This window comes from Nocardia sp. NPDC058633, from assembly GCF_042717045.1.
In the GTDB taxonomy this organism is placed as follows: Bacteria; Actinomycetota; Actinomycetes; order Mycobacteriales; family Mycobacteriaceae; genus Nocardia.
The window spans coordinates 64,852-85,460 of sequence record NZ_JBHXRA010000019.1 but is presented as its reverse complement, the minus strand read 5'-3'; the positions used below and the strand labels follow the sequence as shown (position 1 = coordinate 85,460).

Genomic DNA, 20,609 nt, shown 5'->3' with positions numbered 1-20,609 from the left:
CCAGCACCATGGGTGTGGCGCCGCCTTTGTGCGTCCGGCCGACCCGCCCCTGGGGAACTGCCCTGGCAGGGCGGTTCCCCCACCTTCCCCACCACTCCCCACACCCGCCCCACTCGAGCACTCGGCCGACGGCGCACCTGGGATGTTTGCTGAACGTTGTCGGAACCAGGGGTTGCCGACCCGCGCGAGTTGTCCGAACACGGGATAACCGCGAATCTCAGTGATAGCTGGGATGACCTGCGGAATTGTGTTGGCGGGGAGCAGGATCACTCAGGGTTTCGATTGAAAGTGGGGGAAAGTGGGGTAATGTGGGTCGCGCACTACAGGAGAGGCCGTACGGCGAGGTGAATCCAGTAGGGAGGTGGCCGAGATGTTCCTCGGTACCTACACCCCTCGACTGGACGACAAAGGGCGGCTGACGTTGCCTGCGAAATTTCGAGACGAGCTGGCGGGAGGGTTGATGGTCACGAAAGGCCAAGACCACAGCCTGGCCGTGTATCCCAAAGACGAGTTCACCGCGCTCGCGCGGCGAGCCGCGTCGGCGTCTCGAAGTAACCCGCAGGCAAGGGCTTTCGTTCGAGCGCTGGCGGCAGGTACCGACGAGCAACGTCCGGACGCACAGGGCCGGATCACGCTGTCGCCCGACCATCGGCGCTATGCGAACCTCGCGCGAGATTGCGTGGTGATCGGTTCGGTCGACTTCCTCGAAATATGGGACAAGCAGGCGTGGGAGACCTACCTCGAAGAACACGAGGAGGATTACGCGCAAGCCGGAGACGAGTCGCTGGGCGGAATCTTCTGACCTGGCGAGCACGCGAGTGCTGCGAGGCCTCTGCCCGGGCGTGGACCCTGACGTACTTCCCCGACGCCAGGTGCCGTGCACCGGTCAGAGACCTCGAAGCATTCGCACCAACTCGTTCGACAAGCACTCATTCGAAAAGCACTGTGTGGCAAGGCGACCCGTCTGCGACGCGAGGCAGTATCCCGGGAGGTCGAGGTGAACCATGACGCCGAGAACCCCCGTCATGTGCCGGTCCTGCTCGAGCGCGCCGACGATCTGCTCGGCCCCGCGCTGAGCGAACCGGGCGCCGTCTACATCGACGCGACCCTCGGACTCGGCGGCCACGCAGAGCATTTCCTGCGCACCTACCCGCAAGCGCGCCTGGTGGGTCTCGACCGCGACACCACCGCGTTGCGCATGGCGGGTGAGCGACTGGCGCCCTACGCCGACCGGATCACACTGGTACACACCCGCTACGACGGCATCCCCGCGGCGCTGGCCGCGGCGGGCCTGGGCGAAACCGGTTCCGTCTCAGCGATTCTGATGGATCTCGGGGTGTCCTCGATGCAGCTCGACGAGGCCGAGCGCGGCTTCGCCTACTCCGTCGACGCACCGCTGGACATGCGGATGGACCCGACCACCGGCATCACCGCCGCCGACGTGCTCAACACCTACAGCCACGGCGACCTGGCCCGGGTGCTGAAAACCTATGGCGACGAACGGTTCGCGGGCAAGATCGCCTCGGAGGTGCTGCGCAGGCGAGTGGTGAAGCCGTTCACCACCAGCGCCGAACTCGTCGAGGTGCTCTACGCGACCATCCCGGCCGCGGCGCGCCGCACCGGCGGACATCCGGCCAAGCGCTCGTTCCAGGCGCTGCGGGTGGAGGTCAACGGCGAGCTCGACTCGCTGCGGGCGGCATTGCCCGCGGCCCTGGATTCATTGCGTGTGGGCGGACGGATCTGCGTCATGTCGTACCAGTCGCTCGAAGATCGGCTGGTCAAACACGAGTTCGCGCCACGGATCGTGTCCCGGTCCCCGATGGACCTGCCGGTCGAACTGCCCGGCATGGGACCGGAATTCCGGATGCTGACCCGTGGAGCGGAAAAAGCGACCGAGTCCGAGATCGAGGTCAATCCGCGATCCGCGCCGGTGCGGATGCGCGCGGCCGAACGAATCGCGGAGAGGTCAGGGAGGACACAGGAGGGGACACGATGAGCGTGCGGACGAGCACAGTCGCGGTGCCGAGCAAGACGGCCCGGCGCGTGGAGGCGGCCGAACGAGTCAAGTCCGGTGCGGCACAGCGGGCCTACGCCCGCAAGCGCACCAGGGAACAGCTGCTCGACGGCATCGAACTGCCCGAGCCGTCCTCGACGATGGCGGGGCGGATCCCGTTCGTCACCGCGATCATCGGTCTGCTCGGCTGCGGCCTTGCCCTGACCCTGTTGCTCACCACCCGCGCCGCCGAGGACAGCTACCAGCTCGGTGACGCCAGGGCGGTCAACCGCAAGCTCCACGACGAGCGGGCCGCGCTGCAGCGCGAGGTCGCCGCCGCCGACTCCGCTCCCGAATTGGCCTCCCGTGCACGCGAACTCGGCATGATCCCCGCCAAGGACCCGGCCCGGCTGCTGATCGGCCCCGACGGCGAGGTGACCGTGATCGGTGACCCGACGCCCGCGCAGGGCGCGCCGGTGCCGCCGCTGAACGGTCCGCCGACCACCACCCCGAACACTCCGGTGCCAGGCCACGCCCAGGCACAGGGTGAGCGCGTGGTGCCGGTGCAGCCGGGTGCGGCTGCCCCCGGCCGGGTCGCGCCCAACGCCCCCACACCCACCAGCGCTCCGGCGAGTGTGCTGGCATCACCGGCTCCCACCGCGAATCCGCCGCAGGCCGTCGCGCCGCTGCCCGCGGCCGCTCCGGCCCCGGGCGAAGCGGCCGTGCCCGCTCCGGTGACCAGCGCAGTCCCTCCGGCCGAGGGCGGTGTTGCGGCTCCGCTCGCCCCGGAGACCGTGCCCGATCGGGTCGACGTCGCTGGTCAGGGGAACCTGCTGGCCTCGGCCGACACCCCGCCGCTCGCATCGGATGTCGTGGCCGAGGGGTCGGTGCCCGCCCAAGCCCCGTTACCCGCCCCGGAGGCCACCGCACCGGCTCCGGAACTACGAGCCCCCGCGGCCGGACCGCCGAGTGAACAGCCTCAGATGGTCGAATCGCAGGTCGGTCCCCGATGAAGCAGAGCGGGCCCGCGTCGCACCAGCGACGCGGGCCGGTCTCGTCGAGGGCCCGCCGCTCCGGCTCGCTCTCGCCCGACCGGCCGATCCGCCTTCGCCTCGGCGTCGGCCGGGTCACGCTGCTGGCCACCCTGGCCGTGGTCGCGTTGCAACTGCTCTACATCCAGAGCATCGCGGCGCCCGCGCTGTCGGCACAGGCGGCCTCGCAGCGCACCATCAAGGCCACCGAGGCGGCCGTGCGCGGCCCGATCACCGACCGGTACGGCAATCAGCTCGCGTTCACGCTCACCGTGAAAGCCCTGACCTTCCAGCCGGTTACGGTGCGTGAGCAATTGGCCGAAGCCAAGAAGCTCGACGACAGCGCCCCCGACCCCGAACAGCGGCTGAACGACATCGCGAAGTTCATCCACGACAAGCTCGGCGCACCCACCGAGCAGGAACTGCTCGACAAACTGCGCAGCGACAAGAAGTTCCACTACCTGGCCAAGAATGTCGATCCGCGGGTCGCCGCCGAGGTCACCGCCAAATTCCCGGAGGTCGGTGCCGAACGGCAGGACCTGCGCGAGTATCCCGGCGGCTCGCTGGCCGCCAATGTCGTCGGCGCGATCGGCGGGGACCGGCACGGCCAGGTGGGTTTGGAGTCGGCCTTGGATTCGGTGCTGTCGGGTACCGACGGTTCGCGCACCTACGACCAGGGTTCCGACGGCGCGGTGATCCCCGGCAGCTACCGCGACCTGCAACCCGCGGTGAACGGCTTCGGCGTCGAGCTGACCCTGGACGCGGATCTGCAGTACTACGTGCAGCAGCAGGTGCAACAGGCCAAGCAGGTGTCCGGCGCGTCCTCGGCATCGGCGGTGGTACTCGATGCCAAGACCGGCCAGGTGCTGGCGATGGCCAACGACGGCACCTTCAATCCCGCGCTCGGCCCCAATCATTGGGCCTCGGGCAAGATGGGCAACCCCTCGGTCGCCGAGCCGTTCGAACCCGGCTCGGTCAACAAGATCGTCACCGCGGCGGCCGCCATCGAATACGGCGTGACCACCCCCGACGAGGTGCTGCAGGTGCCCGGGTCGATCCGCATGTCGGGCGTCACCGTCAACGACGCGTGGCAACACGACGTGGCGCCCTATACGACGACCGGCATCTTCGGAAAGTCCTCCAACGTCGGCACTCTCATGCTCGCGCAGCGAGTGGGGGAGGACCGGTTCGCCGATATGATCACCCGGTTCGGGCTCGGTCAGCGCACCGGCGTCGGCCTGCCCGGCGAGAGCAGCGGCCAGGTACCGGCCCGCGACCAGTGGTCCGGCGGTTCCTTCGCGAATCTGCCCATCGGCCAGGGACTTTCGATGACCACCCTGCAGATGACCGCCATGTACCAGGCCATCGCCAACGACGGCCTGCGGATCCCGCCGCGCATCGTCAAGGCCAAGGTGGCTCCCGACGGCACCCGCACCGAGGAACTGCAGCCCGACGGCGTGCGCGTGGTGAGCCCGCAGACCGCGCACACGCTGCGCGAGCTGTTCCAGGCGACCGTGCAGAAGGACCCGATGGGTGTGCAGATGGGTACCGGCGTTCCCGCCTCGATCGAGGGATACCAGGTGGCGGGCAAGACCGGCACCGCGCAGAAGGTCGATCCCGCGTGCCGGTGCTATTCGACCTCGGAGTTCTACAGCACCTTCGCCGGAATGGCGCCCGCCGACAACCCCCGCTATGTGATCGGCATGATGCTCGACGCGCCGGTCCGCAGCTCCGACGGCACCGGCGGCGGCTCGGCCGCACCGCTGTTCCACAGCATCGCCTCCTGGGCGTTGCAGCGCGACCGGGTGCCGCCGTCGCCGGAGCCCAAGCGGCTGGTGCTGCAGGCCGCGTCGTAGCGGCTCGGTGCCGCGGTTGGCGGGCGGGCCGAGAACGACCTGAAACTCAACCCACGTTGTCCGTCCGACTCCGCGCGTCGGTAACCTGACTGCTCGTCTTGCCTACGCGCTCGATCACTCTCAGAGAGGAGCCTTGTGCCCGCGCAGTCCAGCCCGCACGCGCTCCGGCCAACCACTCCGCCGTCGACGTCGCTGCAGGCCGTAGCGGACCTCACCGGTGCCACGACGACGACCCCGGCGTCCGCCGAGGTGACGGTCACCGGCATCGAGCAACGATCCAACGCGGTGCGCGCCGGTGACCTGTTCGTCGCGCTCCCCGGCGCGAACGCGCACGGCGCCCGATTCGCCGCCGACGCGATCGCCAACGGCGCGGTCGCGGTGCTCACCGATGCCGCGGGCGCCGGGCTGATCGGTGATGTCGCGGTCCCCGTGCTGGTGCGCGAGCAGCCCCGCGCGGTGCTCGGCGAACTCTCGGCCGAGATCTACGGCCACCCCAGCGATCGACTGCGCATCGTCGGCATCACCGGCACCTCCGGCAAGACCACCACCTCGTATCTGGTGGAAGCGGGTCTGGTGGCGGCCGGTCTGTCCACCGGGCTGATCGGCACCATCGAAACGCGGATCGGCGGGCAGCGGGTGCCGAGCGCGCTCACCACGCCCGAGGCACCGCAGCTGCACGCGATGTTCGCCGCGATGGTCGAGCAGGGAGTCGACGCGGTGGTGATGGAGGTGTCGAGCCACGCGCTGGCACTGGGCCGGGTCGACGGCGTGCGCTTCGCGGTCGGGGCGTTCACCAACCTGTCCCAGGACCACCTCGACTTCCACAAGGACTTCGAGGACTACTTCGCCGCGAAACGTCGGCTGTTCGACGCGGATTCGCCGATCGCCGCGCGCACCACGGTGATCTGCGTCGACGACGAATGGGGCACCCGCCTGGCCGGTGATCTGGTCGACCCGATCACCGTGTCGACGACCGGCGCGACCGTGCTCGACGGCGCCGCAGCTCGCGCCGCGACCTGGCAGGTCAGCGGCGACATCAAGACCACCGGCGGCGAACAGGAGTTCACCGCCGCCGGGCCCGACGGCGAGCTGACGGTGCGCCTGCGACTGCCCGGCCGCTACAACGTCGCCAACGCGCTGCTGGCGGTCGCCGTCTGCGCCGCGGCCGGAGTCGACCCCACTGTCGCCGCTCCCGCGCTGGCCGTCGTCGACGTGCCCGGCCGGATGCAGCGCGTCGAGCGCGGCCAGGACTTCCTCGCCGTCGTCGACTACGCGCACAAGCCCGCCGCCATCGAATCGGTGGTGACGACCCTGCGCGGCCACCTCACCGAAGCGGGCGTCGGCAGGCTGGCCGTCGTGCTCGGCGCCGGGGGCGACCGGGACGTGGCCAAACGCCCGCTCATGGGTGCCGCGGCGGCGCGCGGGGCCGACCTGGTGATCGTCACCGACGACAACCCACGCACCGAGGACCCCGCGGCCATCAGGTCGGCCATGGTGGCCGGCGCGCACGAACTCCCGGCCACCGACCGCGGCGAGATCCGCGAGATCGGTGACCGCGCGGCGGCCATCGCCGCAGCACTGGACTGGGCGCGTGCCGGCGACGTGGTTCTCGTCGCGGGCAAGGGCCACGAGGTGGGGCAGGAGATCAAGGGCGTCAAGCATCCCTTCGACGACCGCGAGGTGGTCGCGGCGGCGCTGGATGCCCTGCGGATACGACACAGTCCGCACACGGACTCGGAGGACTTGACGGTTTCATGATCGAGATGACACTGCGGGAGATCGCGGACGTCGTCGGCGGCGAGCTGCACGACGTACCCGACCCCCAGGCACTGGTGACCGGTTCGGTCGAATTCGATTCGCGCCGAATCGGTTCCGGCGATCTGTTCCTCGCGTTGCCCGGCGCCAACTCCGATGGACACGACTACGCGGCCACCGCGGTCGCCGCCGGTGCGGTCGCGGTGCTCGCGGCCCGCCCGGTCGGCGTGCCCGCGATCGTCGTGGCCCCCGATCTCGGCTCGGTTCCCGCGTCCTCGGTCGCGCTCACCGCCGACGGTGACGGTTCCGGTGCCGCCGTGCTGGCGGCGCTGGCCGAACTGGCCCGGGTGAGCACCGAGCGGCTGGCCGAGCGCACCGGGCTCACCGTCGTCGGCGTCACCGGGTCCTCCGGCAAGACCTCGACCAAAGACCTCCTCGCGGCGGTGCTGGCGCCGCTGGGTGCGGTGGTCGCGCCGCCCGGCTCGTTCAACAACGAACTCGGTCACCCGTGGACCGCCCTGCGCGCGGGTATCGACACCAAGTTCCTCGCCCTGGAACTGTCCGCGCGCGGTCGTGGACACATCGCGGAACTGGCCCGCATCGCGCCGCCCCGCATCGGAGTCGTGCTCAATGTCGGCACCGCCCACCTCGGTGAATTCGGCAGCCGCGAAGCGATCGCGCAAGCCAAGGGCGAACTCGTCGAAGCACTGCCCGCCGAGGGACTAGCGGTGCTCAACGCCGACGATCCGAATGTCTCGGCCATGGCGTCGCGCACGAAGGCACGCGTGGTGAAGGTCGGCCTGTCCGGCGACGCCGACATCCGCGCCACCGACGTGATCACCGACGATCAGGCCCGTGCGCGCTTCACCCTGCACGTCGGCGGCGAATCGATTCCGGTGCGGCTCGCGGTGCACGGCGAACACCAGGTCGGCAACGCACTGGCCGCCGCGGCCGTCGCTCTCGAATGCGGTGCCGATCTGGCGACCGTCGCCGCGGCGCTGTCCGGCGCCACCGCGGCCTCGGTCCGCCGGATGGACGTGACCACCACGCCCGCGGGCGTCACCGTCATCAACGACTCCTACAACGCCAACCCCGACTCGGTGCGCGCGGCGCTCAAAGCGCTGGTCACCCTCGCGAAGTCGAGCCCGCAAGCCCGGCGCAGCTGGGCCGTGCTCGGCGAGATGGGCGAACTCGGCGACACCTCGGTGATCGAACACGACGCGATCGGACGACTGGCCGTGCGCCTCGATGTCGACCGATTGATCGTGGTCGGCACCGGACGGCCCTCCCACGGCATGCACCAGGGAGCGGTGATGGAAGGCTCATGGGGCGAGGAATCGATCCTCGTTCCCGATATCGACGCGGCGATCGCGCTGCTCGACGACGAGATCGCCGCAGGCGATGTGGTACTGGTCAAGGCGTCGAAGGCGGTGGGCCTGTGGGCCGTCGCCGAGCACCTGACCGGGGCAGCGGAAGGTAGTTCAGCTCGATGAGGCAGATTCTGTTCGCGGCGGGGATCGCACTGGCGGTGTCGATCCTGTTGACGCCGTTGCTGATCCGGGTCTTCGCCAAACAAGGCTTCGGCCAGGAGATCCGGGTCGACGGCCCGGCCAGCCACCAGGCCAAGCGCGGCACCCCGACCATGGGTGGTGTCGCGATCCTGATCGGCATGTGGGCGGGCTACCTCGGCTCGCACCTGATCGGAATCGGCTACGACGCGGAAGGCCCGACGGCGTCGGGCCTGCTCGTGCTCGGGCTCACCACCGCATTGGGCATCGTCGGGTTCCTCGACGATTTCATCAAGCTGCGCAAGCAGCGCAATCTCGGTCTCTCGGCCGCGGGCAAGTACATCGGGCAGACGGCCGCCGCGGTGATCTTCGCGGTGCTGGCGCTGCAGTTCCGTAGTCCCGACGGGCTGGCTCCGGCCAGCAAGCACCTGTCGTACGTGCGTGACTGGAGCACGGTGTCGATGGGTGCGGTCATCTTCGTGGTCTGGGTGCTGTTCTTGGTCGTGGCCTGGTCCAACGCGGTCAACCTGACCGACGGCCTCGACGGTCTCGCGGCCGGTTCGATGAGCCTGCTGCTCGGCGCGTACGTGATCATCACCTTCTGGCAGTACCGCAATTCCTGCTCCACCAGCCCCGAGGCCGGGTGCTACAACGTGCGCGACCCCCTGGATCTGGCGCTGGTCTGCGCCGCCGCGGCCGCCGCGTGCATCGGATTCCTGTGGTGGAATGCCGCGCCCGCGCGCATCTTCATGGGCGACACCGGTTCGCTGGCACTGGGCGGCCTGATCGCGGGTCTGTCGATCACCACCCGCACCGAGCTGCTGATGGCCGTGATCGGCGCGCTGTTCGTGGCCGAGGCGGCATCGGTGATGCTGCAGGTGGCGGTGTACCGCACCACGCGCAATCGGTTGTTCAAGATGGCGCCGTTCCACCATCACTTCGAGTTGAGTAAGTGGGCCGAAACCACGGTGATCATCCGGTTCTGGATTCTGGCGGGCATCTCCGCCGCGGTGGGCCTCGGCCTGTTCTACAGCGAATATCTGTCACAGGTCGGGTGAGTAGAGACATGGTCGAACACTCGCCCCGCGCCCTGCGTTCGCCGGGCCCGATGCTCGAATTCCTGCGTGGTCGCGACGTACTCGTCGCCGGTTGGGGCGTCTCTGGACGCTCGCTGATCGAACCACTGCGCGACATCGGCGCGCACCCGGTGGTCACCGACAACGGCGCCAAGGCACTCGCCGAGGCCGCCGAACTCGGCCTCGAGATCGCCACCAGCGTCGAACTCGAAAGCGCCGACCTGAGCCGTTTCGCGCTGGTGATCACCAGCCCGGGCTGGCGACCGGATTCGCCGGTGCTGGTCTCGGCCGTCACCGAGGGCGTGCCCGTCTGGGGCGACGTCGAATTCGCCTGGTGGGTCGATCAGGCTCGCATCTACGGCCCGGTCCGTAAATGGCTGGTGATCACCGGCACCAACGGCAAGACCACCACCACCCAGATGACGCACTCGATCCTGCGCGCCGCCGGTATCTCCAGCGTGGCCTGCGGCAATATCGGGCTGCCGATCCTGGACGCACTGCGCCGCAACCCCGGACCGCAGGTGCTCGCCGTCGAGTTGTCCTCGTTCCAGCTGCACTGGGCGCCGTCGGTGCGACCAGAGGCCGGTGTCGTGCTCAACGTCGCCGAGGATCATTTGGATTGGCACGGTGGCCTCGATGCCTACGCCGCCGCGAAGGCACGCGCGCTGACCGGGCGCGTGGGCGTCGTCGGCCTCGACGACCCGGTCGCGGGCGCACTGGCCCGCAAGGCCAAGGCGCGGCGCACGGTCGGCTTCCGGATCGGTGTTCCCGCCGACGGTGAACTGGGTGTGGTCGACGGCAAGCTCCTCGATCGCGCCTTCACCAAGGCCGCGATCCTCGCCGAGACCGGCGACATCAGTCCGCCCGGCCCCGCCGGCATCGCCGACGCGTTGGCCGCGGCCGCGCTGACCAGGGCCATCGATGTGGCGCCGCAGTTCGTCAAAGAGGGCCTCGCCGAACACAAGGTGGGTCCGCACCGCACCGCGTTCGTGCGCGAACTCTGCGGTGTCGAGTTCATCGACGACTCCAAGGCCACCAACCCGCACGCCGCGCGCGCCGCGATCATGGCGCACCCGCAGGTGGTGTGGGTGGCAGGCGGTCTGCTCAAGGGCGCGAGCGTGGACGACCTGATCGAAGAAGTCGGTGACCGGCTCGTCGGCGCGGTGCTCTTCGGTGCCGACGCGCCCGTGATCGCCGCCGCAATGGCGCGACACGCACCCGAAGTCCCGGTCATCGAGCTGGATGCGGGAGACGATGCAGACATGGAGTCGTCGAGATCCCAGCGAGCCGAGGCGGTCATGGGCCGCGCGGTGCGCGCCGCGGCGGGCCTGGCCGGCGCCGGAGACACCGTCCTGCTCGCGCCGGCGGGCGCTTCCCTGGACATGTACGACGACTACACCCATCGCGGACGCTGTTTCGTGGATGCGGTGACGGCACTGGAAGATGGTGACATCGGGCGGGCACTGTGACGAAGGCGCGCCCGGCCGACCCGTCATCGCCCGAAAGGGGGCAGCGTGGGTAAGAGCCGGGGCAGCGTGGACAGCAGCCGGGTCGGTAAGAGCCAGGCCGGTGCGGGCGCGACCCGGCGCGGTACGGGGCAACCGAATTGGGCGGGCGAGCGCTTCGGCGCGTGGTTGGCCCGCCCGCTCGCGTCGTTCCATCTGATCGTCACCATCGCGACCCTGCTCACGGTGCTCGGTCTGGTGATGGTGCTGTCGGCGTCGAGCGTCGAGGCCTACGCCGGCGGCGGCTCGGCCTACTCGCTGTTCATCCAGCAGGCCATGTTCGCCGGTCTCGGCGCGATCGGCTTCTATGTGGCCCTGCGGCTGCCGCTGCGGGTGTTGCGGCAGTGGTCGTTCCCGATCTTCAGCATTTCGGTGCTCGCGCTGATGCTGGTGCTCATCCCCGGCATCGGCTCGGCCCACGGTGGCGCGCGGCGCTGGTTCGACATCGGACCGCTGTCGATCCAGCCGTCCGAAGTGGTCAAGGTGACCCTGGTCGTGTGGGGCGCGCACCTGCTCGCCTCGCGGCGGGGCGCCCAGCTCAAGGACATCCTGGTGCCGCTCGTGCCCGCAGGCCTGCTGGTGTGTCTGCTGGTAGTGCTCGAGCCGAACCTGTCGACCACCATCGCGCTCGGCATCGTGCTGATGGCGCTGTTGTGGTTCGGCGGCCTGCCGGTGCGCTTGTTCGTCGCGATCATGGTGTCGGGCATCGTCGCCGCGTCGGTGCTGGCGCTGTCGGCCGGATACCGCTCCGACCGGGTGCGCGCCTTCTTCAATCCCGGTGACGACCCGCAGGGTGCCAATTATCAAGCGCGTCAGGCCAAGTACTCCCTCGCCGACGGCGGGATCTGGGGCCGTGGTCTCGGGCAGAGCCGCGCGAAGTGGAGCTATCTGCCCAACTCGCACAACGACTTCATCTTCGCCATCATCGGCGAGGAACTCGGTTTCCTGGGCTGCATGCTGGTGCTGGCCCTGCTGGCCCTGTTCGTCTACGCGGGTATCCGCATCGCGCTGCGCTCGGTCGACCCGTTCCTGCGCCTGCTCACCGCCACCGCCACTACCTGGATCACCGCGCAGGCGCTGATCAACATCGGCTACGTCGTCGGGCTGCTGCCGGTGACCGGTCTGCAGTTGCCACTGGTCTCGGCCGGTGGTTCGTCGCTGGCGATCACGCTGTTCATGTTCGGCATCATCGCCAGTGCCGCCCGGCACGAGCCGGAGGCGGTCTCGGCGTTGAAGGCGGGCCAGGACGGCCGGCTCAGCAGGCTCCTGCGACTACCCGTCCCCGAGGTGTACACCCCGCCGGCGCCACGAAAAGCCGCACCACGCCCCAGAACCGAACGCCCACGTCAGCCGCCCCGCCGCCAACCGCCCGCCGACCGCAGGCGACGCGCGCCGGAGAGCCGCGGCACGAGTTCGCTACGGTCGACAAGAGCATGGGAGCCGACCTATCCGATGCCGCACCGGCCGGCGAAACGGCGGACCGGCGGCGGAGGCGGCGCGTGACACGCAGCCCCGCACGAGTTTCGATACAGAGAGAACGAGGTAGATCCAGGTGAGTAACCCGCGATCCGGGTTGTCGGTGATCGTCGCAGGCGGGGGAACCGCAGGCCACATCGAACCCGCGCTGGCTGTCGCCGACGCGCTGCGCAGACTCGACGACTCGATCCGGGTGACCGCCTTGGGTACCGAGCGTGGACTCGAGACGAAACTGGTGCCCGAACGTGGGTATCCGCTCGAGTTGATCCCCCCGGTGCCGTTGCCGCGCAAGCCCTCCGCCGACCTGCTGCGACTGCCCGGCCGGGTGCTCGCCTCGGTCAAGGCGACCAGGGCGGTGATCGACGACGTGCAGGCCGATGTGATCATCGGATTCGGCGGCTATGTCGCTCTGCCCGCCTACCTGGCCGCTCGTGGCGGGCTGTGGGGCCGCAAGCGCAAGGTGCCGGTGATCGTGCACGAGGCCAACGCGAAGGCCGGTATCGCCAACAAGGTCGGTGCGAAACTCGCGGCGAAAGTGCTCGCCGCCGTGCCGGATTCGGGGTTGGCGGGAGCGCAGGTCGTCGGTATTCCGGTGCGCGCGTCCATCACCGAGCTCGACCGCCCCGCCCTGCGGGCACAGGCGCGCGCGCATTTCGGGCTGCCCGCCGAGGGACCGGTGCTGCTGGTGTTCGGTGGTTCGCAGGGTGCGCGCAGTCTCAACGAGGCAGTCTCCGGTGCCGCACCGCAACTCGCGGCCGCCGGGGTCTCGGTGCTGCACGCGCACGGCCCCAAGAACAGCGTCGAGGTGAGTACCGCGCAGGCGCCCGCGCCGTATGTGGCCGTGCCGTATCTGTCGCGGATGGACCTGGCCTATGCCGCCGCCGACGCGGTGGTGTGCCGTTCCGGCGCGATGACCGTGGCCGAGGTGTCGGCGGTGGGACTACCCGCCTTCTACGTGCCGTTGCCGCACGGCAACGGCGAGCAGGAATTCAACGCCCGACCAGTGGTCGCGCAAGGTGGTGGCACAATTGTGGCCGACGCCGAGCTGACCCCGAAATACGTGATCGATGAGGTGATTCCGCTGTTGCTCGACCCCGCACGACTCGCGCAGATGAGCCGCGCCGCCGCAGGCGCAGGCCATCGCGACGCTGCCGACACGGTGGCCAGGATCGTCACCGAGGTCGCCCGATGAGCGAGCCGGAACAGCCGCGCGCCGCCCCGGTCGCGGGCGAGATCGGGGAGTCGACGGGGGCAGCCCTGCCACCCGAACTCGAGCGTGTGCACATGGTCGGCATCGGCGGCGCGGGTATGTCCGGGATCGCGCGCATCCTGCTGTCGCGTGGGGGCAAGGTCTCCGGTTCCGATGCCCGCGAGAGCCGTGGTGTGCTGTCGCTGCGGGCCCGCGGCGCCGAGGTGCGGATCGGCCACGCCGCCGACGCACTCGACCTGCTGCCCGGCGGCCCGACCGTGGTCGTCACCACCTATGCCGCCATTCCGAAGACCAATCCGGAGCTGGTCGAAGCGAATCGGCGCGATATCCCCGTGCTGATGCGCCCGACCGTGCTCGCCGCGCTGATGCGCGGGCACAAGACGCTGCTGGTCTCGGGCACCCACGGCAAGACCTCGACCACCTCGATGCTGATCGTCACGCTGCAGCACTGCGGCGCCAATCCGTCGTTCGCGGTCGGCGGCGAGCTCAACGAGGCGGGCACCAACGCCCACCACGGCAGCGGCGACATCTTCGTCGCCGAGGCCGACGAGTCCGACGGCTCACTGCTGCAATACGACCCCGACGTCGCCGTGGTCACCAACATCGAATCCGACCACCTCGACTATTTCGGCACCGACGAGGCCTACATCCAGGTCTTCGACGACTTCGCCGATCGGCTCGCTCCCGGTGGCCTGCTGGTGGTGTGCCTCGACGATCCCGGTTCGCTCGCATTCGCCCGGCGGGTCGCACCGCGCATGGCCGAGCGCGGGATCGAGGTCCTCGGCTACGGCTCCGGCGAGCTGGCCGATACCCCCGTGCCCGTCGGCGCGCGCTTGCTCGACTGGCAACCGCGTGACGTCGGGGGCATCGTCGAGTTCGTGCTCGACGGCGAAACCACTCCGCGCTCGTTGCGGTTGTCGGTGCCGGGCAGGCACATGGCGCTCAACGCGCTGGCCGCACTGCTGGCCGCCCGCGCCGCGGGCGCCGACATCGACGAGATCGTGCAGGGTCTGGAGGGGTTCGGCGGCGTGCATCGCCGGTTCCAGTTCACCGGCCGGGAGAACGGGGTGCGCGTGTTCGACGATTACGCGCACCACCCCACCGAGGTCCGCGCCGTGCTCGAGGCGGCCGCGCAGCTCGTGTCCCAGGAGGCGCGCGACGGTGCCCGCACCCGTCGCGGCCAGGTGATCGTGGTGTTCCAGCCGCATCTGTACAGCCGCACGGCCACTTTCGCGTCCGAGTTCGGCACCGCGCTGAGCCTGGCCGACGAAGTGGTCGTGCTCGACGTCTACGGCGCCCGCGAGGACCCGCTGCCCGGCGTCAACGGGGCGCTGGTCGCGCAGTCGGTGACCAAACCCGTGCACTATCAACCGGATATGTCCAAGGTGGGTAAGCAGGTCGCCGGGCTGGCCCGTGACGGTGACGTGGTGATCACCATGGGCGCGGGCGATGTGACGATGCTGGGTAGCCAGATCCTGGACGGCCTGCGGGCCAGACCGCAGCAGGGCAGCCGGTGAGATTGCCGATGCCCGCCGCGCGCGGGTGGCACGGCTACCGTCTCTGGACGGTGGTCGGGGTGGTCGTGGTGAGCCTGCTGGTGGTACTGGCCTGGTTCACTCCGGCGCTGTCGGTGCGCACCGTGCGCGTCGACGGGTTGTCGGCGGTGCCGGAGGTCGAGGTGCGCGGTCGGCTCGAGATTCCGGACGGCCGTTCGATGTTGCGCATCGATACCACCGCGATCGCCCAGCGCGTCGCCGCGATTCCGAAGGTGCGCTCGGTCCGGGTGCAGCGTAAATTCCCCTCGACGGTGCTGGTCACCGTCGTGGAGCGAACACCGGTGGTGTACTTCGAAGCCCCGGACGGCGCTCACCTGATCGATGCCGAGAGCGTCGAATTCGCGATCGAACCCGAGCCGCCCATCGGGGTACCCAAACTGCTCACCGAGGGCTCGTTCACCGGGCCCGCGGCGGCGAGGGCGGCGGTGGATGTGCTGGTCACCCTGCCGCCCGCCCTGTCGGTGCAGGTGGGTGAGGTTGTCGCGCGGTCGAATTCGGACGTCTCGCTGAACCTTCGCGATGGCAGGAAGGTAGTGTGGGGCGGTACGGGCGACGGCGAGCGCAAAGCCGCCGTCGTGTTGCCGCTCCTGACCCGTGAGGGGACCGTGTTCGACGTTTCGAGTCCGAATCTGGTCACGGTAAAGTGAGCGACATTCTTTGTGGCACAAGATTCTGGCTCTCGTCTCGGCGCGCCTGCGTCGAGATCGCAGTGGCTGCGAATAGCGTTCCGCAGCAGTCGGATACTTGACATAACGCCAACCCTATGGTTGAGGTTGAGGGTTTAAGATCGAAGGAAGGCGAGAGCCCATGACGCCCCCGCACAACTACCTTGCAGTGATCAAGGTCGTCGGTATCGGCGGCGGCGGCGTGAACGCCGTCAACCGAATGATCGAACAGGGACTCAAGGGAGTCGAGTTCATCGCGGTCAATACCGACGCGCAAGCCCTGCTGATGAGTGACGCCGACGTCAAACTCGATGTCGGTCGCGAACTCACCCGCGGCCTCGGTGCCGGAGCCGATCCGGAAGTCGGCCGCAAGGCCGCAGAAGACCACAAGGACGAGATCGAAGAGGTGCTCAAGGGCGCCGACATGGTCTTCGTCACGGCGGGCGAGGGTGGTGGCACCGGTACCGGTGGCGCTCCCGTCGTCGCCAGCATCGCCCGCAAATTAGGCGCTCTGACTATAGGAGTCGTCACCCGGCCGTTCTCTTTCGAGGGCAAGCGGCGCGGGAACCAGGCCGAAGTAGGGATCAACCAGCTTCGCGAGTCGTGCGACACCCTCATCGTCATTCCGAACGACCGGCTGCTGCAGCTGGGCGACGCGGCGGTGAGTCTCATGGACGCCTTCCGCTCCGCGGATGAGGTGCTGCTCAACGGTGTTCAGGGTATTACCGACCTGATCACCACCCCGGGCTTGATCAACGTCGACTTCGCCGACGTCAAGAGCGTGATGTCCGGTGCCGGTTCGGCACTCATGGGCATCGGCTCGGCGCGCGGTGAGGGTCGTTCGGTGAAGGCCGCCGAGACGGCGATCAACTCGCCGCTGCTCGAAGCCTCCATGGACGGCGCGCACGGCGTGCTGCTCTCGATCGCGGGCGGCTCCGATCTGGGCCTGTTCGAGATCAACGAGGCGGCCTCGCTGGTGCAGGAGGCGGCCCACATCGAGGCCAACATCATCTTCGGTACGGTCATCGACGATTCGCTCGGCGACGAGGTGCGAGTCACCGTCATCGCCGCGGGATTCGACGGTGGTGGTCCGTCGCGGCGCGATACCGAGCCGAGGTCGGCCACGCCGAGCCGGACCGGGACGAACCCGATCGGTTCCGGCCGCGCGGGCGAGATCGGCCAGGGACGTCCGTCGGAGGCGCCGTCGCGTCCCACCGAGCCCGCCACAGCCGGGGTGTCCAGTGGTCGGGCCGCGGCGCCGAACTACCGCGACACCGAGCGGTACCGGGAGTCGGAGCGTCAGCGGGTCACCGAGGCGGCCATGAACCGTGTCAACAACCCGGAAGTTCGCGAAGGCGACGACGACGACGAGATCAACGTCCCGGACTTCATGCGTCGATAAGCGTTCACACAGACGAAAGCGCCCGAACTCCTGTCGAGTTCGGGCGCTTTCGCGTGGTGCGGTGGCTCAGCCTTCGGCGCTGCCGAGGCAGTAGGTGATCTTCGGATCATTGACCACGAGCACCTGGTCGGCGTCCTCGCCACACAGCTGCTCGTCGACCTGGCCGTCGACGCGACTGACAACCTTGAAGCTGGCGTCGGAGGCGGTGCACGGCACGAACTTGTAGCCGGTCATCATGCCCTCGTTGTAGCAGCTGCCCTCCGTGAAATTCGGGGCGAGACAGAGGAACGCGACGGTCCCGCCGCTGCCGAAGGTCTCCTCGTAGGAGGTGTAGTCCTCGTGGCACTCGACCTTCTTGTCGTGCACCTGGACGACCTGGTAGACGGCATTCTCGGCTGAGCACGGGACGGGCTCGGTCTTGGAGTCGATCATCGACGCCGAGATCACGTTGATGCACTCACCGACCTTCGAGCGGGCGGTGTCGGACTTGCTCGCGTCCTTGGCCACCTCGGAGACCTTGTCCACGGCCGAGCAACCCGCGGCACCGAGCGCCGTGACCGCCAGCAGTGCGAGCGAGAACCGCGAAACCATTCCCTTGCCGGTGAACGTCATGCGAACCTTCTTTCTGCAGAACCTCACCGCGGACCCTTCGGCGGTGTAGGCCTCGATCACCCAACCTCACCCCGCCCCGCCGAGCATCCGGGAAACCACGGTAATTCCGGGTCGGGAGCACCGTTATGCTTCGATCCGGCCGTCTGCGGCCGATATCGCCAGTGAGGTACGGAGTGTCATGTTCGAACGCGCATTCATCGGCCGCGCCACCGAACTAGCCGCGCTGGCCACGACCTTCGCCGGCCCCGACGCGCCCTGGTTGCTGCTGGTCGACGGCCCCGCCGGAATCGGCAAGTCCCGCTTGATCACCGAGTTCGTCGCCACGGCCCGCTGCCGGGTCGTGGTGGTCACCGGAGTGGAAGACGTCCGCTCGCAGCCGCACTACCTCGCCGACGACATCGTCGAGCAGGTGGGCGAGTGCGCGGGCACGGCGGATTCGCAGGACGATACGGCCGTTGTTCGCCGAGTGCGGCGTGCGCTCGGCGCGACCGAGACCCTGCTCGTCGTCGACGACGCACAGTGGGCCGACCCGGAATCGTTGCGGCTGCTGACATCGCTGATCCGAAATCGGCCCGCGCGGGGATTCCGGCTGTTGCTGGCGTTCCGCGACGGCGGTTGCCCGCCGTCGATCGCTCGATCGCTGCGTGCGCCGCAGGTGCGGACCGTGCAGGTGCGGGTTCCGCCGTTCACCGAAGTCGATGTCGACGGTCTGCTGCAGGGGGAGGACCCGCGCCGGCGGGCCAGATTGTTCACTGCCTCCCACGGCAATCCGCTCTATCTGACGCTGCTCGCCGATCTCCCCGACCGGGAATTGGACCGGGCTCTGCACGGCGACGAGCCCGACCCCGCCTCCGACGACTTCGCGGCACTGGATCGGACGATTCGCGCGGAGCTGGCCCAATTGCCGGAAACCGAGCGGCTCGTCGCACAGGCCATCGCCGTGTGCGGCCTGCCGCCCGACCTCGACTTGGTCTGCGCGACGGCTGCTCTCACGAACGCCGTGGTGGTCGCGGCGGTGGACCAGCTGGTCGGGCGTGCCGTGGTGAGCGTGCGCGACGGGGCGGTGGCGTTCGCCCATCCGCTGATTCGCACCGCCGCCTACCGCCTTGGTGGTCACGGTTGGCGAGCCATGGCCCATCGCCGTGCGGCCATCGAGCTACGCGCGCGCGATGCGCCGATGCCCTCGCGTGCACGCCATCTCGAACACGCCCTACTCGGTGCGGACGAGATCGCGGGCGCGGAACTGCGTTCGGCCGCCGAGCAGGTACTCGCCGACGCACCGGCAGCCAGCGCACGGTGGCTCTCGGCCGCCACGCGCATCGCCCCCGTGACCGCCGACCCACTCGCCGACGCCCTGGCACTGGGCCGGGCGCAGCTGCTGTCCGGTGCGGCAGCGCAGGCGGGGGAGACCCTCGAAGCAGCCGCAGCTACCGAGGGTCGCCATCAGTTGGAGGCGCTGCTGCTGTCGGCCCGGTGCCTGCGAATGCTCGGCCACATAGGTCGGGCGAGAACACTGCTGGCCACCGCCGCGCACCTACCCCGACGGCCCGGTGACGGACCGGTGCAGTTGGAACTGGCGATCCTGGAAATGCAAGACCATCAAGACGTCGAAGGCCGCGCCCGCCTCACCGCCCTGTTCGACTCCGACGCCGTCGACGACCCGGCCGTGCGTGCCGCCGCGAGCGCCCTGCGTTGCCTCGGCTTGCTCGCCGAGGCGCGGATCGCCGAGGCCGCCTCGCTCTACAGCCCCTGTGATCGCGCCTTCGACCAGCTCACCGACACCGCACTGCGCGAAGTGGTGCACGCCGCCCCCGCCTTCGGCTGGTGCGCGTACTTTCTCGACCGTGACGCGAAAGGCCTGCACCACCTGGACCGCGCGATCGCGGTGAGCCGCCGCTTCGGGCGCACCTACGCCCTGGCCGAACTGCATACGGTGCGCGCGTACTCCCTGGCGAAACTGGGCCGCCTGCACGACGCCGTCGCCGCCGCCGACGAAGCCACCGACGCCGCGACCACCTTCCACTACCCCGACCTGCTCTCTTTCGTCGGCGCGCTGAAACTGCGCACCCTCCAATCGACCGCCCCACCCGACGTGGTCACCGCCCAGTGGCACACCGTCGCGGCCCTACCGCGCCCCACCATGCGCTGGTGGCGCCAGGTAGTGGAAACAGCCCTCGCCGAAACCGCCCGAACGCTGTCGCTTCCCGCGGCCGTACCCCCACCCCGGGAACTGCGTCCCGGCCCACTCACCGCCACCCATCTCGCCAGAGCCGCCCACGCCGCGATCGCCACCGGCGACCTCCCCGCCGCGGCCGAGCTGATCGCCCGCGCCGAGAGCGCCGCCGCGGCGACGACCCTCGGCCCCGCCGAACGCACAGGCGAGCGGGCGGCCATGGACGACGAATCCGTGGCGGCTGCCGTCGGACTCGGCAGCCAGGTGGGTGCGGCCGCGCTGGCACGGGCCGACTACGCCGCGGCCACGGGCGACGTGGCCGTCGCTGCCGCCGCCGCCGAGGTGGCGGTCGCGGCGTTCGCGCGTGCGGGGATGACGGTGAATCGGGCGCAGGCCGAGTTGTTCGCTGGTGTCATCGCGGGCCGTCGCGGCGATTTCGGCCACGCGACCAGCCGGTTCGCCGCCGCGCGGGCGACGTTCTCGGTGACCGGCGCCACCCGCCTGATCGACGAGGTGATCATCGCTCAGCGCAGACTCGCGGGCGCCCAGAAGGTCGGCGTCCCCGCTGCCCTGACCCGACGCGAACGCGAGGTCGCCGACCTGGCAGCCCACGGTCACACGAACAAAGCCATCGCCGAGCACCTCTACCTCAGCCCACGCACCGTCGAAGACCATCTCGGCCGAGTCCTGCGAAAGCTGGGCCTCACCGGCCGCGCGGGCATCGCCCGCAAGCTCGGCGAGCTCGACGCCGCCGCATCTTCCCCCTGACCGGGTACCGGGGTTGACCGACG

At 69.5% G+C, this 20,609-nt stretch carries 15 protein-coding genes; 14 read left to right on the top strand and 1 reads right to left on the bottom strand.

What is annotated here, in order from left to right; translation table 11 throughout:
- Positions 1-370 precede the first annotated feature (370 nt).
- From mraZ to ftsZ, 13 genes are all read left to right on the top strand, one after another.
- Positions 371-802, top strand: coding sequence for a division/cell wall cluster transcriptional repressor MraZ (gene mraZ / locus ACFWUR_RS24045; RefSeq protein ID WP_378909811.1), 432 nt, complete (start codon positions 371-373; stop codon positions 800-802).
- 195 nt (positions 803-997) lie between these two features.
- Positions 998-1,996 (top strand): 16S rRNA (cytosine(1402)-N(4))-methyltransferase RsmH, encoded by a 999-nt coding sequence (gene rsmH / locus ACFWUR_RS24040; RefSeq protein ID WP_378909744.1) that lies wholly within the window; start codon positions 998-1,000, stop codon positions 1,994-1,996.
- On the top strand, positions 1,993-3,006 hold the full coding sequence (locus ACFWUR_RS24035) for a hypothetical protein (protein ID WP_378909743.1): 1,014 nt from the start codon (positions 1,993-1,995) through the stop codon (positions 3,004-3,006). Before rsmH ends, ACFWUR_RS24035 begins: the two co-directional genes overlap by 4 nt.
- Positions 3,003-4,880, top strand: coding sequence for a peptidoglycan D,D-transpeptidase FtsI family protein (locus ACFWUR_RS24030; RefSeq protein ID WP_378909742.1), 1,878 nt, complete (start codon positions 3,003-3,005; stop codon positions 4,878-4,880). Before ACFWUR_RS24035 ends, ACFWUR_RS24030 begins: the two co-directional genes overlap by 4 nt.
- 135 nt (positions 4,881-5,015) lie before the next feature.
- Entirely contained in the window at positions 5,016-6,638 is a 1,623-nt protein-coding gene (locus ACFWUR_RS24025) for a UDP-N-acetylmuramoyl-L-alanyl-D-glutamate--2,6-diaminopimelate ligase (RefSeq protein ID WP_378909741.1), read from the top strand.
- Entirely contained in the window at positions 6,635-8,128 is a 1,494-nt protein-coding gene (gene murF, locus ACFWUR_RS24020; RefSeq protein WP_378909740.1) for a UDP-N-acetylmuramoyl-tripeptide--D-alanyl-D-alanine ligase, read from the top strand. Before ACFWUR_RS24025 ends, murF begins: the two co-directional genes overlap by 4 nt.
- A complete protein-coding gene (gene mraY, locus ACFWUR_RS24015) occupies positions 8,125-9,201 on the top strand; it encodes a phospho-N-acetylmuramoyl-pentapeptide-transferase (RefSeq protein ID WP_378909739.1) in 1,077 nt (358 codons plus the stop codon). Before murF ends, mraY begins: the two co-directional genes overlap by 4 nt.
- A gap of 50 nt (positions 9,202-9,251) precedes the next feature.
- A complete protein-coding gene (murD, locus tag ACFWUR_RS24010) occupies positions 9,252-10,688 on the top strand; it encodes a UDP-N-acetylmuramoyl-L-alanine--D-glutamate ligase (RefSeq protein WP_378909810.1) in 1,437 nt (478 codons plus the stop codon).
- 45 nt (positions 10,689-10,733) lie between these two features.
- Positions 10,734-12,227: a putative lipid II flippase FtsW gene (gene ftsW, locus ACFWUR_RS24005; protein WP_378909737.1), complete on the top strand. Its 1,494-nt coding sequence runs from the start codon at positions 10,734-10,736 to the stop codon at positions 12,225-12,227.
- 49 nt (positions 12,228-12,276) lie between these two features.
- Entirely contained in the window at positions 12,277-13,392 is a 1,116-nt protein-coding gene (murG, locus tag ACFWUR_RS24000) for an undecaprenyldiphospho-muramoylpentapeptide beta-N-acetylglucosaminyltransferase (protein ID WP_378909735.1), read from the top strand.
- Positions 13,393-13,484: 92 nt separating this feature from the next.
- Positions 13,485-14,927, top strand: a complete 1,443-nt coding sequence (gene murC, locus ACFWUR_RS23995; RefSeq protein ID WP_378909808.1) for a UDP-N-acetylmuramate--L-alanine ligase — start codon at positions 13,485-13,487, stop codon at positions 14,925-14,927.
- A gap of 8 nt (positions 14,928-14,935) precedes the next feature.
- Positions 14,936-15,613 (top strand): cell division protein FtsQ/DivIB, encoded by a 678-nt coding sequence (locus ACFWUR_RS23990; protein ID WP_378909807.1) that lies wholly within the window; start codon positions 14,936-14,938, stop codon positions 15,611-15,613.
- A 160-nt stretch (positions 15,614-15,773) separates the two neighbouring features.
- Positions 15,774-17,033, top strand: a complete 1,260-nt coding sequence (gene ftsZ / locus ACFWUR_RS23985; protein WP_378909734.1) for a cell division protein FtsZ — start codon at positions 15,774-15,776, stop codon at positions 17,031-17,033.
- A 66-nt stretch (positions 17,034-17,099) separates the two neighbouring features.
- Here the strand turns inward: ftsZ and ACFWUR_RS23980 are convergent, their stop codons facing one another.
- Positions 17,100-17,645 (bottom strand): hypothetical protein, encoded by a 546-nt coding sequence (locus ACFWUR_RS23980; RefSeq protein ID WP_378909732.1) that lies wholly within the window; start codon positions 17,643-17,645, stop codon positions 17,100-17,102.
- 178 nt (positions 17,646-17,823) lie between these two features.
- On the opposite strand from ACFWUR_RS23980, the gene ACFWUR_RS23975 reads away from it, so the two are divergent.
- Positions 17,824-20,586: a LuxR C-terminal-related transcriptional regulator gene (locus ACFWUR_RS23975; protein WP_378909730.1), complete on the top strand. Its 2,763-nt coding sequence runs from the start codon at positions 17,824-17,826 to the stop codon at positions 20,584-20,586.
- Positions 20,587-20,609: the final 23 nt, after the last annotated feature.